The 22722-nt window shown below is 36.0% G+C and carries 23 protein-coding genes and 3 other annotated features; of the genes, 7 read left to right on the top strand and 16 right to left on the bottom strand.

What is annotated here, in order from left to right:
* Positions 1-3: 3 nt before the first annotated feature.
* From polX to zapA, 3 genes are read right to left on the bottom strand one after another with little or no spacing between them, the layout of a single operon-like run.
* On the bottom strand, positions 4-1728 hold the full coding sequence (gene polX / locus AXY_RS05015) for a DNA polymerase/3'-5' exonuclease PolX (RefSeq protein ID WP_015009706.1): 1725 nt from the start codon (positions 1726-1728) through the stop codon (positions 4-6).
* A gap of 55 nt (positions 1729-1783) precedes the next feature.
* The gene (locus AXY_RS05010) at positions 1784-2326 is read right to left on the bottom strand and encodes a CvpA family protein (protein WP_015009705.1); all 543 of its coding nucleotides are present in this window, start codon (positions 2324-2326) and stop codon (positions 1784-1786) included.
* A 4-nt stretch (positions 2327-2330) separates the two neighbouring features.
* Positions 2331-2594, bottom strand: coding sequence for a cell division protein ZapA (gene zapA / locus AXY_RS05005; protein ID WP_015009704.1), 264 nt, complete (start codon positions 2592-2594; stop codon positions 2331-2333).
* Positions 2595-2715: 121 nt separating this feature from the next.
* On the opposite strand from zapA, the gene rnhC reads away from it, so the two are divergent.
* Entirely contained in the window at positions 2716-3648 is a 933-nt protein-coding gene (gene rnhC, locus AXY_RS05000; RefSeq protein ID WP_015009703.1) for a ribonuclease HIII, read from the top strand.
* A gap of 318 nt (positions 3649-3966) precedes the next feature.
* Here rnhC and pheT read toward each other — a convergent pair whose 3' ends face one another.
* Positions 3967-6393, bottom strand: a complete 2427-nt coding sequence (gene pheT, locus AXY_RS04995; RefSeq protein WP_015009702.1) for a phenylalanine--tRNA ligase subunit beta — start codon at positions 6391-6393, stop codon at positions 3967-3969.
* A gap of 15 nt (positions 6394-6408) precedes the next feature.
* Positions 6409-7443, bottom strand: coding sequence for a phenylalanine--tRNA ligase subunit alpha (gene pheS, locus AXY_RS04990; protein WP_015009701.1), 1035 nt, complete (start codon positions 7441-7443; stop codon positions 6409-6411).
* 83 nt (positions 7444-7526) lie between these two features.
* Positions 7527-7767: a binding site (T-box leader), on the bottom strand.
* 151 nt (positions 7768-7918) lie between these two features.
* Here pheS and AXY_RS12550 point away from each other — a divergent pair.
* The gene (locus AXY_RS12550; protein ID WP_015009700.1) at positions 7919-9535 is read left to right on the top strand and encodes a LysM peptidoglycan-binding domain-containing protein; all 1617 of its coding nucleotides are present in this window, start codon (positions 7919-7921) and stop codon (positions 9533-9535) included.
* Positions 9536-9567: 32 nt separating this feature from the next.
* On the opposite strand, the gene AXY_RS04980 is transcribed toward AXY_RS12550, so the two are convergent.
* Complete coding sequence (locus AXY_RS04980; protein WP_015009699.1) at positions 9568-10308, bottom strand: TrmH family RNA methyltransferase; 741 nt, start codon at positions 10306-10308, stop codon at positions 9568-9570.
* 102 nt (positions 10309-10410) lie between these two features.
* Here AXY_RS04980 and sspI point away from each other — a divergent pair, with 102 nt between their 5' ends.
* The 5 genes from sspI to AXY_RS04955 all read left to right on the top strand — a co-directional run bounded on the left by sspI (position 10411) and on the right by AXY_RS04955 (position 14056).
* Positions 10411-10629, top strand: a complete 219-nt coding sequence (gene sspI, locus AXY_RS04975) for a small acid-soluble spore protein SspI (RefSeq protein WP_015009698.1) — start codon at positions 10411-10413, stop codon at positions 10627-10629.
* A 217-nt stretch (positions 10630-10846) separates the two neighbouring features.
* Positions 10847-11458 carry a lytic transglycosylase domain-containing protein gene (locus AXY_RS04970; protein ID WP_015009697.1) on the top strand — a complete coding sequence of 204 codons (612 nt, stop codon included), beginning with the start codon at positions 10847-10849 and terminating at the stop codon, positions 11456-11458.
* Positions 11459-11574: 116 nt separating this feature from the next.
* Positions 11575-12219, top strand: coding sequence for a cobalamin B12-binding domain-containing protein (locus tag AXY_RS04965; RefSeq protein ID WP_015009696.1), 645 nt, complete (start codon positions 11575-11577; stop codon positions 12217-12219).
* Positions 12220-13377 (top strand): ABC transporter permease, encoded by a 1158-nt coding sequence (locus AXY_RS04960; RefSeq protein ID WP_015009695.1) that lies wholly within the window; start codon positions 12220-12222, stop codon positions 13375-13377.
* On the top strand, positions 13370-14056 hold the full coding sequence (locus tag AXY_RS04955; protein WP_015009694.1) for an ABC transporter ATP-binding protein: 687 nt from the start codon (positions 13370-13372) through the stop codon (positions 14054-14056). The genes AXY_RS04960 and AXY_RS04955 overlap by 8 nt, the downstream gene beginning before the upstream one ends.
* Positions 14057-14139: 83 nt before the next feature.
* Here AXY_RS04955 and AXY_RS04950 read toward each other — a convergent pair whose 3' ends face one another.
* The 10 genes from AXY_RS04950 to ytxC all read right to left on the bottom strand — a co-directional run bounded on the left by AXY_RS04950 (position 14140) and on the right by ytxC (position 22612).
* Positions 14140-15216: a M42 family metallopeptidase gene (locus tag AXY_RS04950; protein WP_015009693.1), complete on the bottom strand. Its 1077-nt coding sequence runs from the start codon at positions 15214-15216 to the stop codon at positions 14140-14142.
* A gap of 874 nt (positions 15217-16090) precedes the next feature.
* Complete coding sequence (gene dut, locus AXY_RS04945; RefSeq protein WP_015009692.1) at positions 16091-16537, bottom strand: dUTP diphosphatase; 447 nt, start codon at positions 16535-16537, stop codon at positions 16091-16093.
* 72 nt (positions 16538-16609) lie between these two features.
* The gene (locus tag AXY_RS04940; protein WP_015009691.1) at positions 16610-17176 is read right to left on the bottom strand and encodes a VTT domain-containing protein; all 567 of its coding nucleotides are present in this window, start codon (positions 17174-17176) and stop codon (positions 16610-16612) included.
* A gap of 73 nt (positions 17177-17249) precedes the next feature.
* Positions 17250-17504 carry a DUF1294 domain-containing protein gene (locus AXY_RS04935; protein ID WP_015009690.1) on the bottom strand — a complete coding sequence of 85 codons (255 nt, stop codon included), beginning with the start codon at positions 17502-17504 and terminating at the stop codon, positions 17250-17252.
* Between the two features lie 80 nt (positions 17505-17584).
* On the bottom strand, positions 17585-17944 hold the full coding sequence (rplT, locus tag AXY_RS04930; protein WP_015009689.1) for a 50S ribosomal protein L20: 360 nt from the start codon (positions 17942-17944) through the stop codon (positions 17585-17587).
* A 42-nt stretch (positions 17945-17986) separates the two neighbouring features.
* Entirely contained in the window at positions 17987-18181 is a 195-nt protein-coding gene (gene rpmI / locus AXY_RS04925; RefSeq protein WP_015009688.1) for a 50S ribosomal protein L35, read from the bottom strand.
* 33 nt (positions 18182-18214) lie between these two features.
* The gene (infC, locus tag AXY_RS04920) at positions 18215-18718 is read right to left on the bottom strand and encodes a translation initiation factor IF-3 (RefSeq protein ID WP_041450268.1); all 504 of its coding nucleotides are present in this window, start codon (positions 18716-18718) and stop codon (positions 18215-18217) included.
* Positions 18719-18891: 173 nt separating this feature from the next.
* Positions 18892-19020, bottom strand: a sequence feature (ribosomal protein L20 leader region).
* Positions 19021-19063: 43 nt separating this feature from the next.
* Positions 19064-19402, bottom strand: coding sequence for a hypothetical protein (locus AXY_RS12255; protein WP_051007530.1), 339 nt, complete (start codon positions 19400-19402; stop codon positions 19064-19066).
* Between the two features lie 107 nt (positions 19403-19509).
* A complete protein-coding gene (gene thrS / locus AXY_RS04910) occupies positions 19510-21459 on the bottom strand; it encodes a threonine--tRNA ligase (RefSeq protein WP_015009685.1) in 1950 nt (649 codons plus the stop codon).
* 67 nt (positions 21460-21526) lie between these two features.
* Positions 21527-21754, bottom strand: a binding site (T-box leader).
* Between the two features lie 57 nt (positions 21755-21811).
* The gene (ytxC, locus tag AXY_RS04905; RefSeq protein WP_015009684.1) at positions 21812-22612 is read right to left on the bottom strand and encodes a sporulation protein YtxC; all 801 of its coding nucleotides are present in this window, start codon (positions 22610-22612) and stop codon (positions 21812-21814) included.
* Positions 22613-22722 lie beyond the last annotated feature (110 nt).

Below are 22722 nucleotides of genomic sequence, written 5' to 3'. Positions count from 1 at the left end.
CACCTAGTTTTCTTTTTTGTTAAAAAAGTTCTGAAGTTCATCAATAGACCACGTGTTCACAACTGTTTCAGGCTTTAGCCAACCACGTCTAGCTACCTTGATGCCTTCTGTCATATAGTTTAATGTTTTCTTATTATGTGCATCTGTATTAATTGCAATCGGCACACCTTTTTCTTGTGCTTTATTCACCCATTCTGCTGATAAATCAAAACGTTTCGGGTTTGCATTTAATTCTAACATTGTATGAGTCTTTTTCGCATAATCAATTAATTCATCAAGATTGACAGCATATCCCTCACGTGTACCAATTAATCTCCCTGATGGATGGGCAATCATTTTTACATAAGGGTTATCCATCGCTGCTTTTAGTCGTTTCATAATTTCTGCTTCAGATTGATTAAAGCTTGAGTGAATCGCGCCAATTACAAAATCGAGCTCTTGTAAAAATTGGTCATCAAAATCAAGCTCACCATTTGGCAAGACATCCATTTCGACACCGGCTAATATGGTAATGTCAGGATATAGCGCTCGTAAACGTTCGATTTCCTCTCGTTGTTTACGTAATCGGTCCTCATTTAATCCATTTGCGACACGTAAAAATTTTGAGTGGTCGGTAATCGCCATATATTGATAGCCTTTATCAAGGCAAAATTTAATCATTTCCTCAACGGAGTGAGCGCCATCACTCCAAGTCGTATGCATGTGTAAATCACCACGAATTTGGTCTTCAGAAACTAATGAGACTTCCTCAGTAAATGCTTCTAGTTCCCCTTTAGCCTCTCGTAATTCAGGTGGAATATAATTTAAACCAAAATGCTTGAAAAAGTCTGCTTCCGATTCAAATGTCGTGACTTTTCCAGTTGATAAATCCGCAACACCATACTCACTAATTTTCTCACCTTGTTCTTTAGCTCTTTGACGCATGGCAACATTATGGTCTTTCGAGCCTGTAAAATGATGTAGTGTTGTTGCAAATTGATCAGCAGTCACTAATCTAAAGTCAACAGCTACATCATATTGATCTGCAAGAGTTACTGAGACTTTCGTATCGCCTTGTGAAATCACTTGTTTGATTGCTTCCATATTTAATAGTGATGCTTTCACACTCTCTGGTTGATCCGTTGCAATGATAAAATCAAGGTCTTTAATCGTTTCACGCATTCTTCTTATACTTCCTGCGATTGAAAATTTCTCTATTTCTTTAATTGTTTCAAGATAGTTTTCAATTTTTCTAGCTAAAGAGAGCATATAGTCAATTGGTAATCGTTCAGGACGTGTGCCTGATTCTTTAATCGCTTGCAAAATATTTGCTTCAGTCTTTTTACCAAAGCCTTTTAATGAAGATACTTCTCCTGCCTCACAGGCCTTTAATAGACTCGCTTGATCTGTAATATTAAGTTCTTGATAGAGTCGAGCTAACTTCTTACCGCCTAATCCTGGTAGTCTTAACAATGGAATTAATCCGCTTGGCACTTCTGCTTTAAGCTCTGAAAGTAAGCTAGATTGCCCTGACTCAATAAATTCATTAATCAGCTCTTGAGTCCCTTTACCAATTCCCTTAATTTGAGAAAAATCTTCAATTTCACTTAATGAGCGTTCATCTAATTCAAGCGCTTGAGCTGCTTTTCGATAAGCAGAGATTCGAAATGGATTTTCACCTTTTAATTCTAAATAGAGTGCAATTTCCTCTAATAATTGGATCAAATCTTTTTTATTTAATGGATTCATCTTCAGTCCTCCAATATTTTTACAAGAAAAACCCTTGTACGTGTTAGGTCAAGGGTTAACTGTTAATGATATGTTCAAACCATAATGTTTTGATTTGTTCTGAAAAAACAGGTGTTTGTTCAATCATAAATCGTGCCATACTTGAGTTTTCTAATAAATTTTGAATCATCGTAAGTGGTAATAGAGATGCAACGTAAATAACGATAAATAAAATGAGATATTGTTCGATAAAACCGAATAACGCACCAAGTCCACCATTAACGATGTTTAACACAGGTAATTCTGCGACGAAGTCTAACATTGAGCTGATGATGCTCATTGCTACTTTTGCAATAAAGAATAACATAGCAAATGAGATCATATTGTAGTATGCATTTTCAAGTGATAATGATTCACTAAAGAAGGCCCAATCTTCTGCCAAGATCCTTGGATAAGGAATGAGCATTTCTAAATGACTAGCTAAATTGTCGTAGAATTTTGTTGCGATATAGAAGGCGATAAAAAAGCCTGTAAAATGAAATAATTGTAAGATAAGACCACGTTTTAAGCCACGAAAAACACCTAAAACGAGTAATCCAAGTAAAATTAAATCTAACATGAGTCTAATGTTCCTCTTTCTCTTCTATTTTTTTTAGTAGTTCTTCATAATCTGCTTGTAGCTTAAGATAATCATGCATCGTATTTACTGCTGTTAAAACTGCTAATCGAGTCGTATCTAGACTTTTATTAGCTTGATAAATCTCTTTCATCTTATCATCAACCATACTTGCGACTAGACGGACATGATGTTTGTCTGCGTCGCCAACGATCGTATAAGTGCGGCCATAGATCTCAACAGTTGTTCGTGTTTTTTGTACATGGGACACACTAATTCCCCCTTTTATTCACTCTACACATTATCTTAACATGAACAGCTTATTTATGGAACTATTCTATTAACGGTTTATTTGATATAATAGACAAAATATTCATTTTCGAGGTGAGCGTATGGGGCATGTTGTAAAAATAGTTTCCGAACAAACAATAAATAAGATGAAAGAGTATTACCAATCCTCACTTAAACAAACACCACCGCACGCTCTTTTTTCAGCTAAAGTTAATCAAACAACGATTACTGCATATAAATCTGGAAAAGTCCTTTTTCAAGGCGGAAATTCTGAACAGGAAGCTAGCCGCTGGGATGGTAAAGAAGCGACTAAGAAGAAGTCCAATTCAGAAGCGGCTCAAACACATCATTACAGCCCTAGTCCGAGCTTATTTACACAATCAATTATCGGCTCTGACGAAGCTGGAACGGGTGATTATTTTGGACCGATTACAGTAGCCGCGGCCTATGTCAGAAGTGATCAAATTGAGCTACTGCGCGAGCTTGGTGTACGTGACTCAAAAAATTTAACCGACCAAAGTATTGAGAAAATAGCTCAAGATATATTACTTTGTGAGATTCCTTACTCATCAATGGTATTACCAAATCCAAAGTATAACCAATTACAAGCACGTGGTTGGACCCAAGGTAAAATGAAAACGATGATGCATGATGCGGTAATCAATTCATTATTAAAAAAGATTTCTCCAACTAAACCTGATGGAATTTTAATCGATCAATTCTCAGAACCAGGCGTTTATATCAATCATTTGAAAAAAGAAAATAAGCAATTACCAGAATCAACTTACTTTATAACGAAAGCAGAGAGTCATTCAATTGCAGTAGCGACCGCTTCAATCCTAGCACGTGCTAGATTTGTCCAAGAGATGGATCGTTTAAGTAAAAATGTTGGTTTCACTTTACCTAAAGGCGCATCAGCAAAAGTCGATCAAGCCGCCAGTTATATTATTCGTGATAAAGGTGAAGCATTTTTACAAAATATCGCCAAAGTTCATTTTGCCAATACAAACAAAGCAACAGCTTATTTAAAATAAGACTGTTGCTGTTTATTTTTAGTGAGTGATATGTTGGGCAATTCTGATGAGAGGAAATTTTAATTAAGACGCTCGGGCTTAATGTCGAGAATATTTGCTAATTATTAGTACGTTGATCTGGTTGTTAATCCCTTCAATTCGACCGTTGTTGTATGTGTGAATAAAACTATTCTGATTATATGATAAATGCTTACTTAAAATAAAAATAACGTTAGTAAGTTTTCAAACTCACCATCGTTATATATTGTACAACCGATAAAATGCGTGGCGATGACAGTTAACATTTGTTCTGTCAAAACCACGCATTTTTATAATTTATTATGCTCTTAATTCTGCATCGTGTTTAGCTTTAACTTGTTCTACAATTACTTCATATGAAGCTTCAACTTCTTCATCTTTAAGCGTTCGCTCTGGGTTGAAGTATAGTAGGCTAAATGCAATTGATTTTTTCCCTGCTTCTAGATTTTTACCTTGATAAACATCAAAGACATGAACATTCTGAAGCCACTCGCCACCTGCTTCTGTAATCGTTGCTTCTAATTCAGCTGCTGTAACTGACTCATTAACAACTAATGCAATGTCACGCTTAATTGATGGATAACGTGGGATTTTATTAAACGTTGGTTCATCATTATGAATTGAGAATAGATAGTCTAAGTCAAGATCAAACACATACGTCTCTTTTAGATCAAAATCTTTCTCTACAACTGGGTGTACTTGCCCAATAAATCCAACTGCTACATCACCAACATAAATTTGAGCCGTACGACCTGGATGCATTTCATTAATTACAGCTTGTTTGTATGTTGCTGTAATGTTCAGACGTGCAAATAGCTCATCCAGTATTCCTTTTAATACGTAAAAGTCAACTGCTTTTGTTTCTTGTTGCCATTCATGTGTGAGCCATTTTCCTGTAATCGCTCCACTTAAGCGCAGTTTTTCTTCAGGCTGTGATGTCACTTTATCTTCTTTTCCGATAAAGATTTTACCAATTTCATAGTAGCCTAAGTTTTGTTGTTTTCTAGCTACGTTATATGATAAAACGTGCAACATTTCTGGAAGTAAGCTTTGTCTTAATGTACTATGTTCTTCTGTCATTGGTCTTGATAAACGAACAGCACTTTTAGAAATTGCTGCAACCTCTGGGCTAACTAACATTTTCGCACGTTCATCTGTCGTTAACGAATATGTGATTGCCTCCATTAAGCCAGCACCTTCCATGAATCGTTTTACATAACGCTTCAATTGCTGGTTCTTCGTTAACTTTCCTGCCTGTTGGCCCCCTTCAGGTAATGTGTATGGCAAGTGATCGTAGCCATACATTCTGGCAACCTCTTCAACGATATCTTCAAAGATGCTAATATCTTGACGACGTGTTGGAATCGTAATATCAAACGTGTCATCGTTTTGAACATATTTGAAGCGTAACTTATCAAAGATAGCCGCAATTTCGCTTGCTTGAATGTCTGTTCCTAAGCGATTATTGATGCGATCAACTGTTACTGTGATCTGCTTTTCTGAACGATCTAGTTCATCAAATTCACTAACTCCACTGAGCACCGTTCCATTTGCATATTCAGCTAACAAGCGCGCTGCTCTAAGTCCTGCTTTTCTCACACGATTTGGATCTACTCCTTTTTCAAAACGTGTGCTTGATTCGCTTCTTAATTGATGATCTCTCGAACCGATACGAACTCGCTTCGGATCAAAGTAAGCCGCTTCCAGTAAGACAGTTGTTGTTTCATCAGTTACTTCTGAATCTGCTCCACCCATAACACCAGCGATTGCTGTTGGTTCAGATCCGTTTGTAATGACTAAATGCTCAGTTGTTAACTTTCGTTCAACACCATCAAGCGTAACAATTTTTTCTTGATCAGTTGCTCGACGAATAACAACCTCATTTGATCCAAATTTATCAAAGTCAAATGCGTGTAATGGTTGACCATATTCGAGTAATACGTAGTTTGTAATATCGACAACGTTATTAATCGGACGAATTCCAGCTGCCATGAGATAATTTTGCATCCAGCTTGGTGCAGGACCTACTTTAATATCTTTAATAATAAACGCACCGTAGTATGGATTATCCTCTTTTGCTTCTACTTTAACGGTCACGTGATCTGTTGCTTTTTCGTCAATTGTTTCAACCTCTTCTTCTGGAAGGCGAACTTCACGATCAAGGATTGCTGCTACTTCATAAGCAACACCGATCATACTTAACGCATCTGCACGGTTTGGTGTTAAATCAAATTCAAGAATTGCATCATCTAAGTTTAGATAATCAGTAACTTCCGCACCAATTTCAGCATCTTCATTAAATACATAAATGCCATCTTCAATTTCTTTTGGCAGGTAGTCTTCTTTGATACCTAATTCTTGAAGTGAACAAATCATTCCATGTGATTCTACACCACGTAATTTGGCTTTTTTAATTTTAAAGTTACCTGGAAGTACCGCTCCTGGTTTAGCAACTGCAACTTTCTGTCCTTGTGCTACATTCGGTGCTCCACAGATAATTTGTAATGTCTCTTCTCCTACATCTACTTGGCATAGTCTTAATTTATCAGCATTTGGATGTTGCTCACAAGAGAGCACATGACCAACAACTACATTCGTGCTTTTCTCTGCAACATAAGCAACACCATCAACTTCAATTCCTGCTTTTGTAATCAGGCTTGCTAATTCATCTGGTGTATAACCATCTAGATCTACATATTTTTTCAACCAATTTAAAGATACTTGCATCTTAATCCTCCTCGTTTAAGCTTGATGATATTGCTCTAAAAAGCGACGATCATTTGTATAGAAATGGCGAATATCATCAACACCATATTTCAACATCGCAATTCGATCCGGTCCCATTCCAAACGCAAATCCACTGTATACCTCTGGATCGTAGCCAGCCATTTCTAATACTTTTGGATGAACCATACCGCCACCTAATATTTCAATCCAGCCTGTCTGCTTACATACAGAACAGCCTTCTCCCTGACAAACTTTACAAGAGATATCCATCTCAACAGACGGTTCTGTAAATGGGAAGAAGCTTGGGCGTAAGCGAATTTCTCGTTCTGGTCCAAAGAATTGCTTAGCAAATTGATTAAGAACACCTTTGAGATCACTCATGCGAACATTCTTATCAACGTAAAGACCTTCAATTTGCGTAAATTGGTGTGAGTGTGTCGCATCATCTGAGTCACGACGATAAACTTTTCCTGGACAAATCATTTTAACAGGCTTACTTCCTTTATATTCACCCATTGTACGTGCTTGAACTGGTGAGGTATGTGTACGCATCAACAATTCCTCAGTAATATAAAATGAATCCTGCATATCTCGAGCTGGGTGATCTTTAGGAATATTTAATGCTTCAAAGTTATAATAATCAGTCTCAACCTCTGGTCCTTCTCTGACTTCAAAGCCCATTCCAATAAAGAGGTCTTCAATCTCTTCAATTAATTGTGTTAGTAAGTGCGGGCCTCCAACTTGAATAGGACGTCCTGGTAATGTAACATCGATTGTTTCCGTTTTTAATCGCTCATTTAATGCAGCTTCTTCTAAAGTAGCCTTTTCCTTCTCAATCGCATCAGCAATTGCACCTCGTACCTTATTAGCAAGCTCACCGATTACTGGGCGCTCTTCTGGTGATAATTTACCCATCCCTCTTAGCACTTCTGTGATTGGACCTTTTTTTCCTAGGTAAGCGACACGAACTTTTTCTAAGTCAGCTAAAGATGTTGCTTGTTCTATCTGTTCGAGCGCTTCAGTTTGCAGTGCTGTTAATTTCTCTTTCATTAAGACAACCTCCTTGAATTAAATAAAAAATTTATGAACTGGTTCCACTTTTTTAATAAAAATAAAAAAACCTCAATCCCAAAAAAAGGGACGAGGTTTGTAAATTTCGCGGTACCACCCTAGTTGGCAAAATTAATTGCCCACTTGATTGTTGTAACGGACATAATCCGGAACGTTCTTTACTTGATTGTTCTATCAAGGTCCCGAACGTCAGCTCCAGAGTGAAACTTCAGCTTTTTATCAATGTGCTTGCTTCCAGTCGCGGCAAGGCATCCCTGTATCATTGATCAGTAAAAAGCTTACTGGCTCTTTCAATGCTTTTCATATATGCATATCATTATAGAAAAGTTCGGATGATTTTGCAACTTTTTTTAAAAATTAGACAATATTCTAAGTTTCGAGATCTCTAATAAAAGAATAAAATCTAAATTCTATCTAAAACTATTGGCGATAACTATAAAAAGGAGCAACTCATATGACTCAAATACAAAGATTTGAACTCAGGCAGATCAATCAAGCTAGTGATGAGTATGAAATTCTACTTTACTTAGATCAGCCAAGCTACGAGTTTGCCAATGAGTTTATCTCATCAGCAGAAAATCAAGAAGATCTTATTACGCAAGCGAAAAAGATTATTAAAGAGAAATATCCAAATATAAAGGTATCAATGATGAAAGTGATCATTGGTGGTATTGCCTTGACCTCTATTCCTTTAATGAATCTTACTAACCATTCCGTTTCTGCAGCGTCAGCACCTAAAACAAGTCAACAAATCCAGAACGACTCGATTCATTATCAAGTGAAATCCGGGGACACACTTTGGAAGATTGCAAATAGATTTGGTTCGACGATTGCTAACATCAGGCAGGCTAATCAATTAAAATCAGATCTGATTAAAGTTAATCAAAGTTTAATTATTCCAAAAGCATACCACACCGTTCAGACGGGTGATTATTTATCGGTACTTGCGAAGCGCTATGGTGTCACGGTTGATTCGATAAAAGAAGCTAACAATTTATCTAGTGATTTAGTTCGCCTTGGCCAAAAACTAATTATTCCTACATTAGTTAACGATACAGCTGCTCCAGCGCAGACTGAACAAATTCAACAACCTGAGCAAGCGGAACAAACTGAACAAAAGGCAACAACTTATACCGTCGTATCAGGCGACAGTTTATTTTTAATTGCGCAAAAATTTGGCACGACGATTGATGCGATCAAAAGTGCCAATAAATTAGATTCTGTCGTACTGCAAATTGGACAGAAGTTAACCATCCCTGGCGCTCAACAACAAAGTCAAGAAATCAATCAAGAACAAACGAGACCAAGTCGTTATACTGTAAAAGCTGGCGATACACTTTCTGCAATTGCAAAGCGGTTTAATGTTACAGTCAGCGCTCTTAAATCAAACAATAACTTAAATTCAGATTTAATCCGAGTCGGTCAAGTATTAATCATTGCAGATGAGCAAACCGGAGAAACACAACAGCAAACTGAAGAGAAAAAAGTAACATATACAACACATACAGTCGTTTCTGGTGATAACATCTGGAATTTAAGTATCCAATATGGTATCCCACAAAAAGAGCTGTTAGAGGTAAATAATTTAACGACAAGAAGTATGCTATCCATTGGCCAACAATTGAAGGTACCGGTTCACCATATTCCCGTCAAATCTGTTGTTAGTGAAAAGCATGGTGAATATTTAGATTGGTGGACTGAGGCTCAATATCTCTTTACAATCGGAAAAACCGCAAAAGTAACTGATATTGAAACAGGAAAAAGCTTTAATATTACAAGGACGATTGGGGCAAATCATGCAGATGCTGAAACGAATACCGTCGCGGATACAAACGTAGCTAAATCAATTTGGGGCGGATTTTCGTGGAAAACACGAGCGATTATTCTTGAGGTTGATGGCAGACAACTAGCTGCCAGTATGAGTTTTATGCCTCATGATGTCGAGTATATTTCTAACAATGGAATCTCTGGACACTTTGATGTTTATTTTGGCAATAGTACTCGACACGTTGATGGTAGACCTGATCCATTACATCAAGCACAGGTCGAAAAAGCTGCTGGAATTAGATAATACAAAAGCTCCCATGCTAAGGAGCTTATTTTTTAATTCAGTTGCATTTGATACATCATAATTGCTGCTGCAATACTAACATTAAGTGATTCTGCCTTGCCGTAGATTGGAATGTGCACAAGCTGATCAGCTTTTTCAATGAATGTCTGATTAACACCTGATCCTTCATTCCCAACAATTAATCCAGCTTGTTTTGGCCATTCAATTGTTTGAACAGGTACAGCTCTCTCTAATGTCGATGCAAAAACAGTCACACCGTCTGCTTGTAGGTTAAAAATAGCAGCTTCAAGTGACGATTCAATAATTGGAATGTGGAAAATTGAGCCTTGTGATGCTCGAATAACTTTATCATTATATAAATCAACAGTTCCATCTCCTAGAATGATTGCATCAAATCCAGCTGCATCTGCTGTTCGAATCATTGTCCCTAAATTCCCTGGATCTTGAACAGCATCAAGTAATAAGAGTCTATTTTTCTCATAATCATGTGTTGATTTAATTTTAACAATTGCTAAAATCCCTTGTGGCGATTTTGTTTGTGCTAAGTGAGCAAATACATGATCACTGACGGTTTCAACTTGAATATTTGTTAAATCAATGCTCGCTTCAAACGTCGATTCAACGACAATCGTCTCAACCTCCCACTCACTCTTTAATGCTTCTTCAACAAGATGCTCTCCTTCGACAATAAAACACCCTTGTTCTTTGCGATATTTTTTCTGTTTTAGTTTTGCCCAATTTTTTATCTGTTGATTTTTTACTGACGTGATCATTTACTTCATCCTTTAATCGTATTCTTTTTCTCTATCATACATAGTTGAATTAAAGTTGGTCAAACTATTTTCAACTGATTATTTCATGTGAGGTGATAAATTATGGATTTGAATTTAAGAAAAGCTATTTTAGCAAATGTGTCTGACAATAGTCAAGATGAGCTAGAGGCAACAATTGTCGATGCCATTCAAAGTGGTGAAGAGAAAATGTTACCTGGTCTTGGTGTACTATTTGAACTCATTTGGAAACAAGCTGATCAAACTAAGAAAAAAGACCTTGTTCAATTACTAGCAACAGGGGTTCAACACGCTGGAGCATAGCTAAACAGATACTAAAGCATGGGAAATAACTAATTCCCGTGCTTTTTTCATGTCATCTACTCATCATAGGATTACGTCGTTTTTTTATTAAACATGATATGTAAGCAAATTATTTGGATGTCGAGATAAATTCACCTATAATGGAAACAATTGATGTTGCTTATTGTCAATACTTGTCTTAAAATGATATTTAATAGTACTTGTGACAAGGAGTGTTATGATGAACATTCGAATGCTTCAGAGTTTAATTGAAAGTCAAACGATTCATCAATTTTTACCTGTTAATCAAACGCGCAGTGGACTTTCATTTAATCATTTATTTTCTCAAACTTTAAATCAGCCAACACATATATCAGCACAATCGGCGATGTCTATACGTGAAATACTTCATGGTCGTCCGTCGATCTTGGCTCAAACTTCTTCTATTACAACACCAGTTGAAGCAAACCTTTCTAAGGATTTAAATACAATTATTAAGGAAGCAGCACAAACATATCAGATTGATGAGAAGTTGATCCGTTCTGTGATTAAAGCAGAATCAAACTTTAATCAATTTGCTGTGAGTCGTGCTGGCGCTCAAGGTTATATGCAGTTGATGCCAGCGACTGCAAGAGGATTAGGTGTAACGAACTCATTTGATGCGCGACAAAATATCTTTGGCGGAACAAAATACTTAAGACAAATGTTAAATCGATATAATGGTAATACTAGCTTAGCTCTGGCTGCTTATAACGCGGGTCCAGGTAATGTGGACAAGTATAATGGCATTCCACCTTTTCGTGAGACACAGAATTATGTTAGAAAAGTTATGGAACAATATCGGGGTTAACAATTCAGGCTTGAATATGCTCCATTTAGGGTAGATAGATACAGGATCTATTTACTTTAAATGGAGCATTTTTTCCCTCAAAAAGAACACTATTTAATTAAAAGGAGCGTTGAATTATGAATGAATATTACCTAAAACTACTTCATTTTTTGCAAAATGAAGATAAAGAGAAATCCTTATCTTACTGCATGAACTTACTCAGTGAGAAGAAAGTCACTGTAGTTGAATTGTATGAGCAAATTTTGCGACCAGCATTAAATAATATTATTGCTGAATATTCCGATCCAGATGAATTAATTTGGCGTGAGCATGTGAGAAGTAGTATTGTCAGAACGATTATTGAATGTGCTTATCCGTATGTAATTAAAGAAGCAAAGCAGAGTGATACGAAAAAAAGTGTGATCGTGACGTGTCCAGAGTATGAACACCATGAGCTTGGTGCTCGAATCGTAGCAGATTTCTTTACAATCGCAGGCTATAAGTCTGTTTTCATCGGGGCTCTCACTCCTCATGCTACATTATTAAAGGCAATCGACATCATCAAGCCAAAGTATCTTTCACTAAGTGTGACAAATACTTATCATTTAACAACGACAAAATCAACAATTGAAGCGATCAAACAACACATTGATCAAGAATTAACCTTCTTAGTTGGTGGAAGCGCATTTGCGATTAATCCAACTGCTCATATTGATGTAGGCGGAGATTTTTTACTTCATACATATGAAGATATAAAAAATCTTCATAAGGAGGTTTTTTAATTGAAACTAGCATTTAGTATCGCTAAGCGATTTTTATTATCTAGTAAGGGACAGACATTACTTATTCTAATTGGCATTGTCATTGGCGTTTCGGTTCAAATATTTATTGGTTCATTAATTACTGGCTTACAGGCTTCTTTAGTTGACACAACGATTGGGAATTCATCACAAATTACCATTGAAGCAGCTGGAACTCAAAATTATTTTACAGATGATAATACATTATTTGACCAACTTAAAAACGATCAAAGACTAACTGCTGTGTCTAAATCATTTGATGGTTCTGGTTTTATCGTGCTAGATGAGGATGACACATACCCTGTCCTCATGAGAGGCTTTGAATTTGAACAAGCCAATCAAATTTATGATTTTGAAAGCTCATTAGTTGAAGGACATATTCCAGCTAGTGAAAATGAAATTATGATCGGGACTAACTTAGCTAAAGACTTAGAGCTAAGCTTAAATGATAGCGTTAATTTCTTAACAACTAGTTTTAATGAAGTAGAATTAGAGATTGTCGGTATTTTTGACTTAGGAGTCGCAAGTTTGAACAAATCTTGGATGATCAGTCCATTAAATAATGCGCAAAAGTTTTTTAATGAGGAAAATCAGCTTTCAGCAATTGAAACTCAAGTTGATGACGTATTTGCGGCTGATGTCATAGCGGAGGATATCGCCTCACATTTGGATGATAATTTAATCACAACAAATTGGAAAGATCAAAATGAGCAGTTATTATCAGGTTTAACTGGTCAATCCATTTCAAGCTATATGATTCAAGTATTTGTTTTACTGGCTGTGCTACTCGGTATCGCATCAGTTCTAGCTATTTCTGTTGTTCAAAAATCTAAACAACTCGGTATTTTAAAAGCAATGGGGATTAAGGATCGAACGGCTAGTTTTATCTTCTTATTCCAAGGATTTATGCTAGGGTTAGTTGGGAGTCTGATCGGAGTTGCAGTCGGGATTGGCTTGTCTTACGCATTTTCATTCTTTGTAAAAAATCCTGATGGAACAGCATTGGTGCCATTTAATTTAAATATTCCATTTATCGTGATTTCATTTGTAATTGCTGTTGTTGCGACTACGGTTGCTGCAGTTATCCCAGCTAAAAATTCTTCTAAGTTGAATCCAATCGAGGTGATTAAAAATGGCTAAGCTACTAGAACTAAAAAATATTACAAAAGTTTACGGTACTAAAGTAAAGAATCAAGTTTTATTTGATATAAATTTAGATTTTGAGGAATCATCGTTTAATTCAATTATTGGTACTTCAGGTAGTGGTAAATCAACGCTGATGAATATCATTGGGACACTAGATACACCGACGAGTGGTGAAGTGATCATCGATGGTAGAAGTACAGCCAATATGAATAAAGATGAATTGGCGATTCTCCGGAATGAAACGATCGGCTTTATCTTTCAGTTCCATCACCTGCTCCCTGAGTTTACGGTGCTTGAGAATGTCTTAATGCCATATCGAATCAAGCATAATAAAGTGACGAAAGAAGCGCTAGAGTTGGCTGATGAATTAATTGAAACAGTTGGATTAACAAAAGTTAAACATAATAAAGCAACAGATTTGTCTGGTGGCCAACAGCAAAGAGCCGCAATCGCCCGCTCTCTAATTAACCGTCCTAAAATCATTTTAGGTGATGAGCCCACTGGTAACCTTGATACAGAAACAACTAAAATCGTTTTTAATTTATTGAAGAAAATCAACGAAGAGTTTAAGTCAACTTTTATCTTAATCACCCACGATCAAAAGGTTGCTCAGCTCGCTGATCGGATCATTGATATTAAAGACGGAAGAATAAATATGGATATTATGAATTAATTAGTGATTTTTTAACTAATCAATGAAAAAACCCTGATAAGAGGCATTCGCAAAAGCCTTTTTATCAGGGTTTTATTTACTAATTAATCAAATGTTATTTTGTGTACTGTATCTTTGTCTAATTGCTTAATAACTTCTACAATTAGTTTCACTGTATTGTCAAAGTCATCTTCATGAATAATGCCAGCATGTGAATGAATATATCTTGTTGCGATACCAATTGATAACGCTGGTACACCATTTGCTGTTAGGTGAATTGAACCACTATCTGTTCCACCTGCAGCAATTGATGCATACTGATATGGAATGTTATTATCATCAGCAGTTTTAATGACAAAATCTCTTAATCCCTTATGCGAAACCATTGATGCATCATAGATGATGATTTGTGGACCTTTACCAATCTTACCATCGGCATCATTTGGCGAAATTCCTGGTGTATCTCCAGCAATTCCTGTATCAACTGCAATTCCAATATCTGGTTCGATCATGTTTGTCGAAGTTTTAGCTCCACGTAAACCAACTTCTTCTTGAACAGTTCCTACACCGTAAACAACGTTTGGATGATCTACGTCTTTCAATTGTTTTAGTACTTCAATTGCAATCGCACAACCTACTCGGTTATCCCACGCTTTTGCAAGTAATAGTTTTTCGTTTTTCATTGGTTGGAATTCGAAGTAAGGAACGACAGAGTCACCTGGTCTAACGCCGAATGATTCTGCTTCTTCTTTACTTGTTGCACCAATATCGATGAACATATCTTTAATTTCATATGGCTTTCTACGAGCTTCAGCTGGCATAATATGTGGTGGTTTTGAACCAATCACACCTACAATATCTCCTTTTTGCGTACAAACAGTTACACGTTGAGCGAGCATTACTTGGCTCCACCAACCACCGATTGTTTGGAAATAAAGGAAACCGTTATCGTCAATTCGAGTGACCATCAGTCCGATTTCATCTAAGTGACCAGCAACCATCACTTTAGGGCCATCCTCTTGACCTACTTTTTTAGCAATTAAGCTTCCTAAATGATCTGTAAAAACTTCAGTCGCATAAGGTTCAATATATTTTTTCATAACCTCACGCGCTTCTTTTTCATTACCTGAAATACCTTTAGCTTCAGTTAATTCTTTAAACATTGTTAATTTTTCATTCATTATGTATGACCTCCTCCTCATGATATTATAACGGACTTTTCTGAATATTGACAGTGAGGAGTTTTATGTTTTTTTGCATTGTTATTAGCAGCGACCTTGACATTTTGTAGGCGTGTCTATATTTTTGAGGTATCTTAAACGTTTTTGCATATTTTTAAGCAAAATGTTTAAGATTCTGGCGTTATCTTTGATGTTTGTGACTTTTTTTAGGCAAAACGTTTACGATTAGGGCTTAATCCTTAACGTTTGCGACTTTTTTTTGGTAAAACATTAACGATTAGGGCTTAATCTTCATCGTTTGCGACTTTTTTATAGCTAAACGTTTACGATTAGGGCTTAATCCTTAACGTTTGCGACTTTTTTTTGGTAAAACATTAACGATTAGGGCTTAATCTTCATCGTTTGCGACTTTTTTATGGCAAAACATTAACGATTAGGTTTAATCCTTAACGTTTGCGACTTTTTTTTGATAAAACATTAACGATTGGAGCATAATCTTCAATCTTTGCGACTTTTTTATGGTAAAACATTAACGATTGGAGCATAATCTTTAACGTTTAAAACTTTTTTTGGAAAAACATTAACGATTAGGGCTTAATCTTTAACGTTTAAAACTTTTTTTAGACAAAACATTAACGATTAGTGCTTAATCTTCATCGTTTGCGACTTTTTATAGACTAAACGTTTACGATTAATGCATAATCTTTAACCTTTTCGAATCTCTTTAGACCTAACTTTAATGATTAGCGCATTTTCTTCAACATTTTCAGCAATTTTTAAACTAAACATTAAAGATAGCCATTATCTGATAAACAAAAAAGACGAGCTGAGCTAGTTTGCTAGTCGTCTTGTGCTAATAAATTTTTCAGAACGATTATTTAGTTCCTGTTTTGCCTGATGAGCCGAATCCGCCTTGATCTCGATCTGTTTTAGATAGATCGCTTGTTTCAACTAGTTCAACTTTAAGGACTGGAGCGATCACCATTTGGGCAATTCTCATATGTTTTTCAATCTTAAACTCTTCTTTACCATGATTGATTAAGATCACTTTGATTTCGCCACGGTAACCTTCGTCGATTGTTCCAGGACTATTTAACACAGTAATTGAGTGTTTTAAAGCTAAGCCGCTTCTAGGTCTAATCTGTGCTTCTGTCCCTTTAGGTAATTCAATTTGTAAGCCTGTTCTTACTAATGCTGATTCTCCTGGGTTAATGATTTGCTCTTCAATAGAAAATAAATCAAGACCAGCATCACCTTCGTTTGCACGATATGGTAATTTTGCATCTTCGTGTATCAAATTAATTAACAATTTATACTCCATCTATATCCCTCATTCTTAGTAAATCTATCTGCTGTTTTTTATATAAAATTAAGTAATAAATATGTTACCCGATCATCTCAAAAATTCACGTACGCTAACACGTTCGGTTTTTTTCCGTGAGATAAATAATAATAAAGTCGTTAAGCTGGCCAATAAGATTAACGATACAAGCGGTGAAAAATTAATTACTGATTGACCGATTGTTGTATAAACAACCGACATTGGTATTACCGTATAAAATGATGCACTGACATACGATTGAAAGTCATCGGTCGATTCGTATAGTAAAAATGATAACAAATGATAATGAATAAACGGTATTAATCTTAAGATTGTAATTTGACCGACTGTTAATTGTTTGTCATTTGTTTTTATTTTTGATTTCATTTTCATTAGTCGATTAGTTAGGAAGGGCATTTTTTTCGCCATTGCATAAAAAATAATACTAGATAATAATAACCCAATAATAGATAGGATGATGCCAGGAATGATACCAAATATCATTCCACCTGCGATACAAATTGCAATAACAGGTATGAAAAATATTGATCGAACGCCATGAAGAACAATAAACAATAACGGTGCAATTAATATATGCGTATTACGTAAAAATTCAATATATTGTTCGATTTGGTCCATTTCATTTTGGCCTCCTCTCCCTTTCGGTTATATTTATGAAAAACGCTTATCGTTTATGATCAGTTAAAGATTATTATAGCATAATTAAGGTCAATGCTTGAATTAAAATCAATAACGGAATGCCTATTTTAAATGATAAGTGTTTTGTTTTATGACGAAAAAGCTTCATTCCAATATATGTACCAACTGAACCTCCGAGTAAGCTAATGAGCCATATGTTCATTTCAGGGATGCGCCACTGATTATTTCTCGCCCGTGACTTATCCACCTTCATAATGATTAAACTGCATAGATTGATGATGATAAGCAACATATATATTTTTTTCATTTCAATCCTCATTTTTACGATCATTTTTTTATAAAAATAAAAGAGTTGTCTCTTAGATAAGAAAACAACTCTTAAGTTTATTATTTATTTAATGCTGCTTTAGCTTGCTCCGTTAATTGTGTGAATGCAGCTGCATCAGAAACAGCTAGTTCTGCAAGCATCTTACGGTTTACTTCAATACCTGCTAATTTCAAACCGTGCATTAGACGGCTATATGAAATATCGTTTAGACGTGCAGCAGCATTAATACGTGCGATCCATAATTTACGGAAGTCGCGTTTTCTCTGCTTACGGTCACGATATGCGTATTGACCTGATTTCCATACTTGTTGTTTTGCTACTTTAAATAGACTATGTTTTGAACCATAGTAACCTTTAGCTAATTTTAATATACGTTTACGACGCTTGCGTGTAACTGTTCCACCTTTAACACGTGCCATAATAATTCCCTCCTATATATAACCAAAAACCAATCTTCAGTATTATCTTGGTAACATTTGATCAATGCGCTTTTGATCGCCTTTAGAAACGAGCGCATTTTTACGTAGTTTTCTTTTTTGTTTTTGTGATTTATTTGCAAACAAGTGACTTGTATAACCTTGAGCACGTTTTAGCTTTCCAGAAGCTGTTCTTTTAAAACGTTTTTGTGTGCCCTTGTGTGTTTTCATTTTTGGCATAGTTGTTCCTCCTTAAAAACATCAAAATAAAACTTATTTATCATTTGTTGGTGCAAGCATTAAGAACATGCTGCGACCTTCCATTTTCGGCTTTTGTTCAACAGTTGAAATGTCATTACATGCTTCAGCCATACGCTCTAGCACATCACGTCCAAGATCTTTGTGCGTGATTGCTCGTCCTCTGAATCGGATTGATACTTTAACTTTATCTCCCTTTTCCAAGAACTTGCGTGCATTACGAAGTTTTGTATTAAAGTCATGATCTTCAATACCAGGACTTAAACGAACTTCTTTAATGTTAATAACTTTTTGCTTCTTGCGTGCTTCTCTATCTTTCTTCTGTTGTTCAAAGCGATATTTTCCGTAGTCCATGATGCGACATACAGGTGGCTTAGCGTTTGGTGCAACTAATACAAGATCTAAGTTACGAGTTGCAGCAATCTCTAAAGCCTCTTGACGAGATTTAACACCTAGTTGATCCCCATTTGAATCAATTAAACGAACTTCACGTGCACGAATCCCCTCATTAACGTTCATTTCTTTGCTAATAGCCATTCACCTCCGAGAATATTTAAAACGTGTGATGATTGACAAAAATTTAAAGTGTAGTCATCCGACCATTTAAGTGTGATTCTCTGATAAAATAAGCATATTTACGTCACGGTTTGTTTCATGTCGAAACATGCTATCCTCTCTTATTTGAATAAAATCAAATAAAAAAAGTGTCGGTACCAATGCACCCACACTTATCCTGTTTAATCAGAATAACGACTGTTAAATAACCTGGCAACTACTTGATGTGTCGAACAGGCGAGAAGCGGGTGCCTCTACTTGTCAATTGATCATATTTAAATTTCACACTAGATTATCTTAACACTCTATTTAATGATTGTCAAGGTTTTTTAAAGGACGTTCATAAATAAAATAAGAGTATAGACGATAGGCAATTGGAATTAAACTTGCAAAAAACAGAATCGCCATACTTTCAAAAAACACAAGACTGATAATAGCAAGGATAACACACAATATAGTAGTAATATTTGAATAAAGTCCGTTAATTGGAACACCTGATAGGATAAAGCCTCGACTACCTTTTAAGTGATCGACAAAACAATCTTCATGGTAAGCGACAACTGGTAAAAATAGCGTCGTTGTCACAAGGTCTTCACCTGATTCTACAACACCATTACACTTTTCACAAATGACTTTAGTGTTTTTCATCAAATTCCCTCCACTCCCAATTAGTTATAGTATAACATACGTAAAACAGAGGGACAACAAACAAACAAAATAGAACCGCCCTTAATCAAGGGCAGTTCCACTTAAATTTAATTATTTCTTGATTTTGTTTCAATTTCTTCTTTAACCATTGCGATAAAAGCATCAAGGCTTAAGGTTTCTGATTTTTTCTTACCATAGCGACGAACATTAACAGCACCAGCTTCTACCTCATTATCACCAACAACTAAAGCGAATGGTAATTTCTCAGTTTGCGCTTCGCGAATTTTGTAACCCATCTTTTCATCACGTAAGTCAACCTCAACACGCATCCCCGCCATGCGAAGTGCATCTTCAACCTTCTTCGCATAGTCAGCATGGGCTTCATTGGAAACAGGAATAATGCGTGCTTGAACAGGTGCTAACCATGTTGGGAAAGCTCCCTTATACTCTTCAATTAAGAAAGCAACGAAACGTTCCATCGTTCCTACAATTCCACGGTGAATAACAACTGGTCTGTGTTCTTGACCATCCTCACCAATATATGATAAGTCAAAGCGTTCTGCAGCCTGGTAGTCTAGTTGAACTGTTGATAATGTTTCATCTTTACCTAGCGCAGTTTTTACTTGTACATCAAGCTTCGGACCATAGAATGCCGCTTCTCCTACAGCTTCAACATACTCCAAATTCATTTCTTCCATTGTCTCTTTTAATGTTGCTTGTGCCATTTCCCACATTTCATCATTATCGATATATTTCTCTTTATCTTCTGGGTCACGATATGATAAACGGAAGTAGAAGTCTTCAATGCCAAAGTCACGATAAACATTTTGAACAAGCTCTACAACTCGAATAAATTCTTCTTTCAACTGATCTGGTCTAGCAAAAATATGTGCATCATTTAAAGTCATCGCACGTACACGTTGTAAACCTGCAAGTGCACCTGACATTTCATGACGGTGCATCATACCAAGTTCAGCAATTCTAACTGGTAAATGACGGTAGCTGTACAGTTGATTTTTGTATACCATCATATGGTGTGGACAGTTCATTGGACGAAGCACAAGATCTTCGTTATCCATTTCTAATGTTGGGAACATATCATCTTTATAGTGATCCCAGTGTCCACTTGTTTTATATAGCTCTACACTACCTAAAACAGGTGTATAAACGTGATCATAGCCTAGTTTTTCTTCAATATCAACGATATAGCGCTCAATAATACGGCGAATTGTAGCTCCTTTTGGTAACCAAATTGGTAATCCTTGACCTACTTTTTGTGATACAGTAAATAGACCTAATTCTTTACCTAATTTACGATGGTCACGCTCTTTAGCCTCTTCACGTAAGCGCAAGTATTCATCTAAATCAGCCTGTTTATTAAAGACTGTTCCATAAATACGCTGAAGCATTTTGTTATTACTATCTCCACGCCAGTACGCACCTGAAATACTCAATAGCTTAAATACTTTGATTTTGCTCGTTGATGGGACGTGTACACCACGGCAAAGGTCGAAAAATTCACCTTGCTCATAAATCGTTACTGTCTCATCTTCTGGAATAGCTTCAAGTAGTTCTAGCTTTAAGTTATCGCCTTCATCACGATAAAGTCTCTCCGCTTCAGCACGGCTCACTTCAACTCGTCTAATTTCAAGATTTTCATCAATAATACGTTGCATTTCTTTTTCAATCTTAGGTAAATCTTCTGGTGTTAATGATTGGTCTAAATCAAAATCATAATAAAAACCATCCTCAATTGTTGGACCTACACCAAGTTTGACATCATGGCCATACAAGCGTTTAATCGCTTGTGCCATTACGTGGGCTGCTGAGTGACGCATGATTTCTAAGCCCTCAGGTTGTTTATTTGTAATAATCGCGATTTCACCATCTCCTGGTAGTGGTGTTTTTAAATCGTAATACACTTGGTCCAGTGTTACTGCTAAAGCTTGCTTTCTTAAACCTGGAGAAATTGATTGTGCAATGTCTTCTCCTGTTGTTCCTTTTGGAAACGCCTTTTGTGCTCCGTCAGGAAATGTAATTAAAATTTGATTTTCCATTCTGTGTACGCTCCTTTATTTATAAAAATCTGTGCAATAAAAAAAGCCTATCTCTCTGCGTCATACGCAAAGGGACAAGCATTAACTCGTGGTTCCACCCTCGTTCCCAAACAAAGTCATACCATTGTTTGGCTCATAGGCTCTGTAACGTAGAGTGACGCCATTTTCTACTATTATGTTCAAAAATGGAGTTCAAAGGTGGTAACTATTAGTAGATTGAACAGGAAGATTTCAGCACGACTTCCCTCTCTTTTGAACATCAGACTAATAATCATGTCCTTATCATAACTTATCGTTATCAAATTATGCTTTAGATTATAAAGGTTTAATTATGAAAAATCAAGTCAAACTATTAAGTTTGATTTTCAAACGGAAATGTGTGATTGTGAATCATGACTAGACGTTCATCAAATATGTTTTGAAGTGATATAAGTACAGGATCCGTTTCATTGTCTGGATAAACTAATATTTGTCTTGGATTAAGTGCCAGAAAAGGACTGAGCTTCTGTTCGTTTTGAGCAAATTGGTAGATATGAATGGGTGTTTCTAATACTTTTCGATTTAGTTCTTCTTTTGTGTAATAATGCCCATTTTCATGATAAATATCTCCTTCACCATTTCTCCACTTAACAAAACAAAGTGGTCCCTTATCTCGTGCCCTCACGTACTCCCTAAGCGATTCTAAAAATACTTGGTAACGTTCTTCTTGTTTCTTTTCATCAATCGACCGTGCTACGACTTCCTCTAACAACCAACCTGCTTGCTCAAAAAATATATGCTTTTGTTTATCATAGTAGAAGAATGATTGATCTGGATCAACAGTAAAGTACTGTTGCATTGTTGCTCTTAAGTCTGATAAGAAAGTTACATCTCGATATTGGTCAGTTAAGAGCATTTGTGCTGCAAAGGATAAAATTGCATTCATTTCATCAAAATCATAATAAAAATATTGATTGATCAAAATCTCGATAAGCATCGGTTTTAGATCAACAGAATAAAACATTTGGGTTAACATCTGACTCGTTTTATCATGATCCTGATCAAGAATTTCTAACTTTTGATCATCTAGTACTCGCCACATTCGCTGCTCTTTAATCAGCTTGTCTTTAAACATCGTTAGGTCAAGTTCATGATCAAATTTAATTTTCACCATTTAATCACATCCATCTCTTCTAACACTGTTATATTGTATGGATGTTATTTTAAAAAAATGATTAAATATCGGTTGATATTAAAATAGGTGGACGAGATTAACGAATCCCC

This window comes from Amphibacillus xylanus NBRC 15112 (assembly GCF_000307165.1).
GTDB classification, from domain to species: Bacteria; Bacillota; Bacilli; order Bacillales; family Amphibacillaceae; genus Amphibacillus; species Amphibacillus xylanus.
The sequence above is the reverse complement of the archived record's forward strand: the minus strand, read 5'-3'. Positions and strand labels throughout refer to the sequence as shown.

Bases quoted from the DNA above. Each gene is read 5' to 3' on its own strand.
- rplT (WP_015009689.1), bottom strand. From the start codon at position 17,944: ATGGCACGTGTTAAAGGTGGAACAGTTACACGCAAGCGTCGTAAACGT.
- AXY_RS04965 (WP_015009696.1), top strand. From the start codon at position 11,575: ATGAATGAATATTACCTAAAACTACTTCATTTTTTGCAAAATGAAGAT.
- pheS (WP_015009701.1), bottom strand. From the start codon at position 7,443: ATGAAAGAGAAATTAACAGCACTGCAAACTGAAGCGCTCGAACAGATA.
- infC (WP_041450268.1), bottom strand. From the start codon at position 18,718: ATGAACGTTAATGAGGGGATTCGTGCACGTGAAGTTCGTTTAATTGAT.
- AXY_RS04955 (WP_015009694.1), top strand. From the start codon at position 13,370: ATGGCTAAGCTACTAGAACTAAAAAATATTACAAAAGTTTACGGTACT.
- AXY_RS04970 (WP_015009697.1), top strand. From the start codon at position 10,847: ATGATGAACATTCGAATGCTTCAGAGTTTAATTGAAAGTCAAACGATT.
- sspI (WP_015009698.1), top strand. From the start codon at position 10,411: ATGGATTTGAATTTAAGAAAAGCTATTTTAGCAAATGTGTCTGACAAT.
- AXY_RS04935 (WP_015009690.1), bottom strand. From the start codon at position 17,504: ATGAAAAAAATATATATGTTGCTTATCATCATCAATCTATGCAGTTTA.
- AXY_RS04950 (WP_015009693.1), bottom strand. From the start codon at position 15,216: ATGAATGAAAAATTAACAATGTTTAAAGAATTAACTGAAGCTAAAGGT.
- rpmI (WP_015009688.1), bottom strand. From the start codon at position 18,181: ATGCCAAAAATGAAAACACACAAGGGCACACAAAAACGTTTTAAAAGA.
- ytxC (WP_015009684.1), bottom strand. From the start codon at position 22,612: ATGGTGAAAATTAAATTTGATCATGAACTTGACCTAACGATGTTTAAA.
- dut (WP_015009692.1), bottom strand. From the start codon at position 16,537: ATGGAGTATAAATTGTTAATTAATTTGATACACGAAGATGCAAAATTA.
- AXY_RS04940 (WP_015009691.1), bottom strand. From the start codon at position 17,176: ATGGACCAAATCGAACAATATATTGAATTTTTACGTAATACGCATATA.
- AXY_RS12550 (WP_015009700.1), top strand. From the start codon at position 7,919: ATGACTCAAATACAAAGATTTGAACTCAGGCAGATCAATCAAGCTAGT.
- pheT (WP_015009702.1), bottom strand. From the start codon at position 6,393: ATGCAAGTATCTTTAAATTGGTTGAAAAAATATGTAGATCTAGATGGT.
- polX (WP_015009706.1), bottom strand. From the start codon at position 1,728: ATGAATCCATTAAATAAAAAAGATTTGATCCAATTATTAGAGGAAATT.
- AXY_RS12255 (WP_051007530.1), bottom strand. From the start codon at position 19,402: ATGAAAAACACTAAAGTCATTTGTGAAAAGTGTAATGGTGTTGTAGAA.
- AXY_RS04980 (WP_015009699.1), bottom strand. From the start codon at position 10,308: ATGATCACGTCAGTAAAAAATCAACAGATAAAAAATTGGGCAAAACTA.
- thrS (WP_015009685.1), bottom strand. From the start codon at position 21,459: ATGGAAAATCAAATTTTAATTACATTTCCTGACGGAGCACAAAAGGCG.
- rnhC (WP_015009703.1), top strand. From the start codon at position 2,716: ATGGGGCATGTTGTAAAAATAGTTTCCGAACAAACAATAAATAAGATG.
- AXY_RS05010 (WP_015009705.1), bottom strand. From the start codon at position 2,326: ATGTTAGATTTAATTTTACTTGGATTACTCGTTTTAGGTGTTTTTCGT.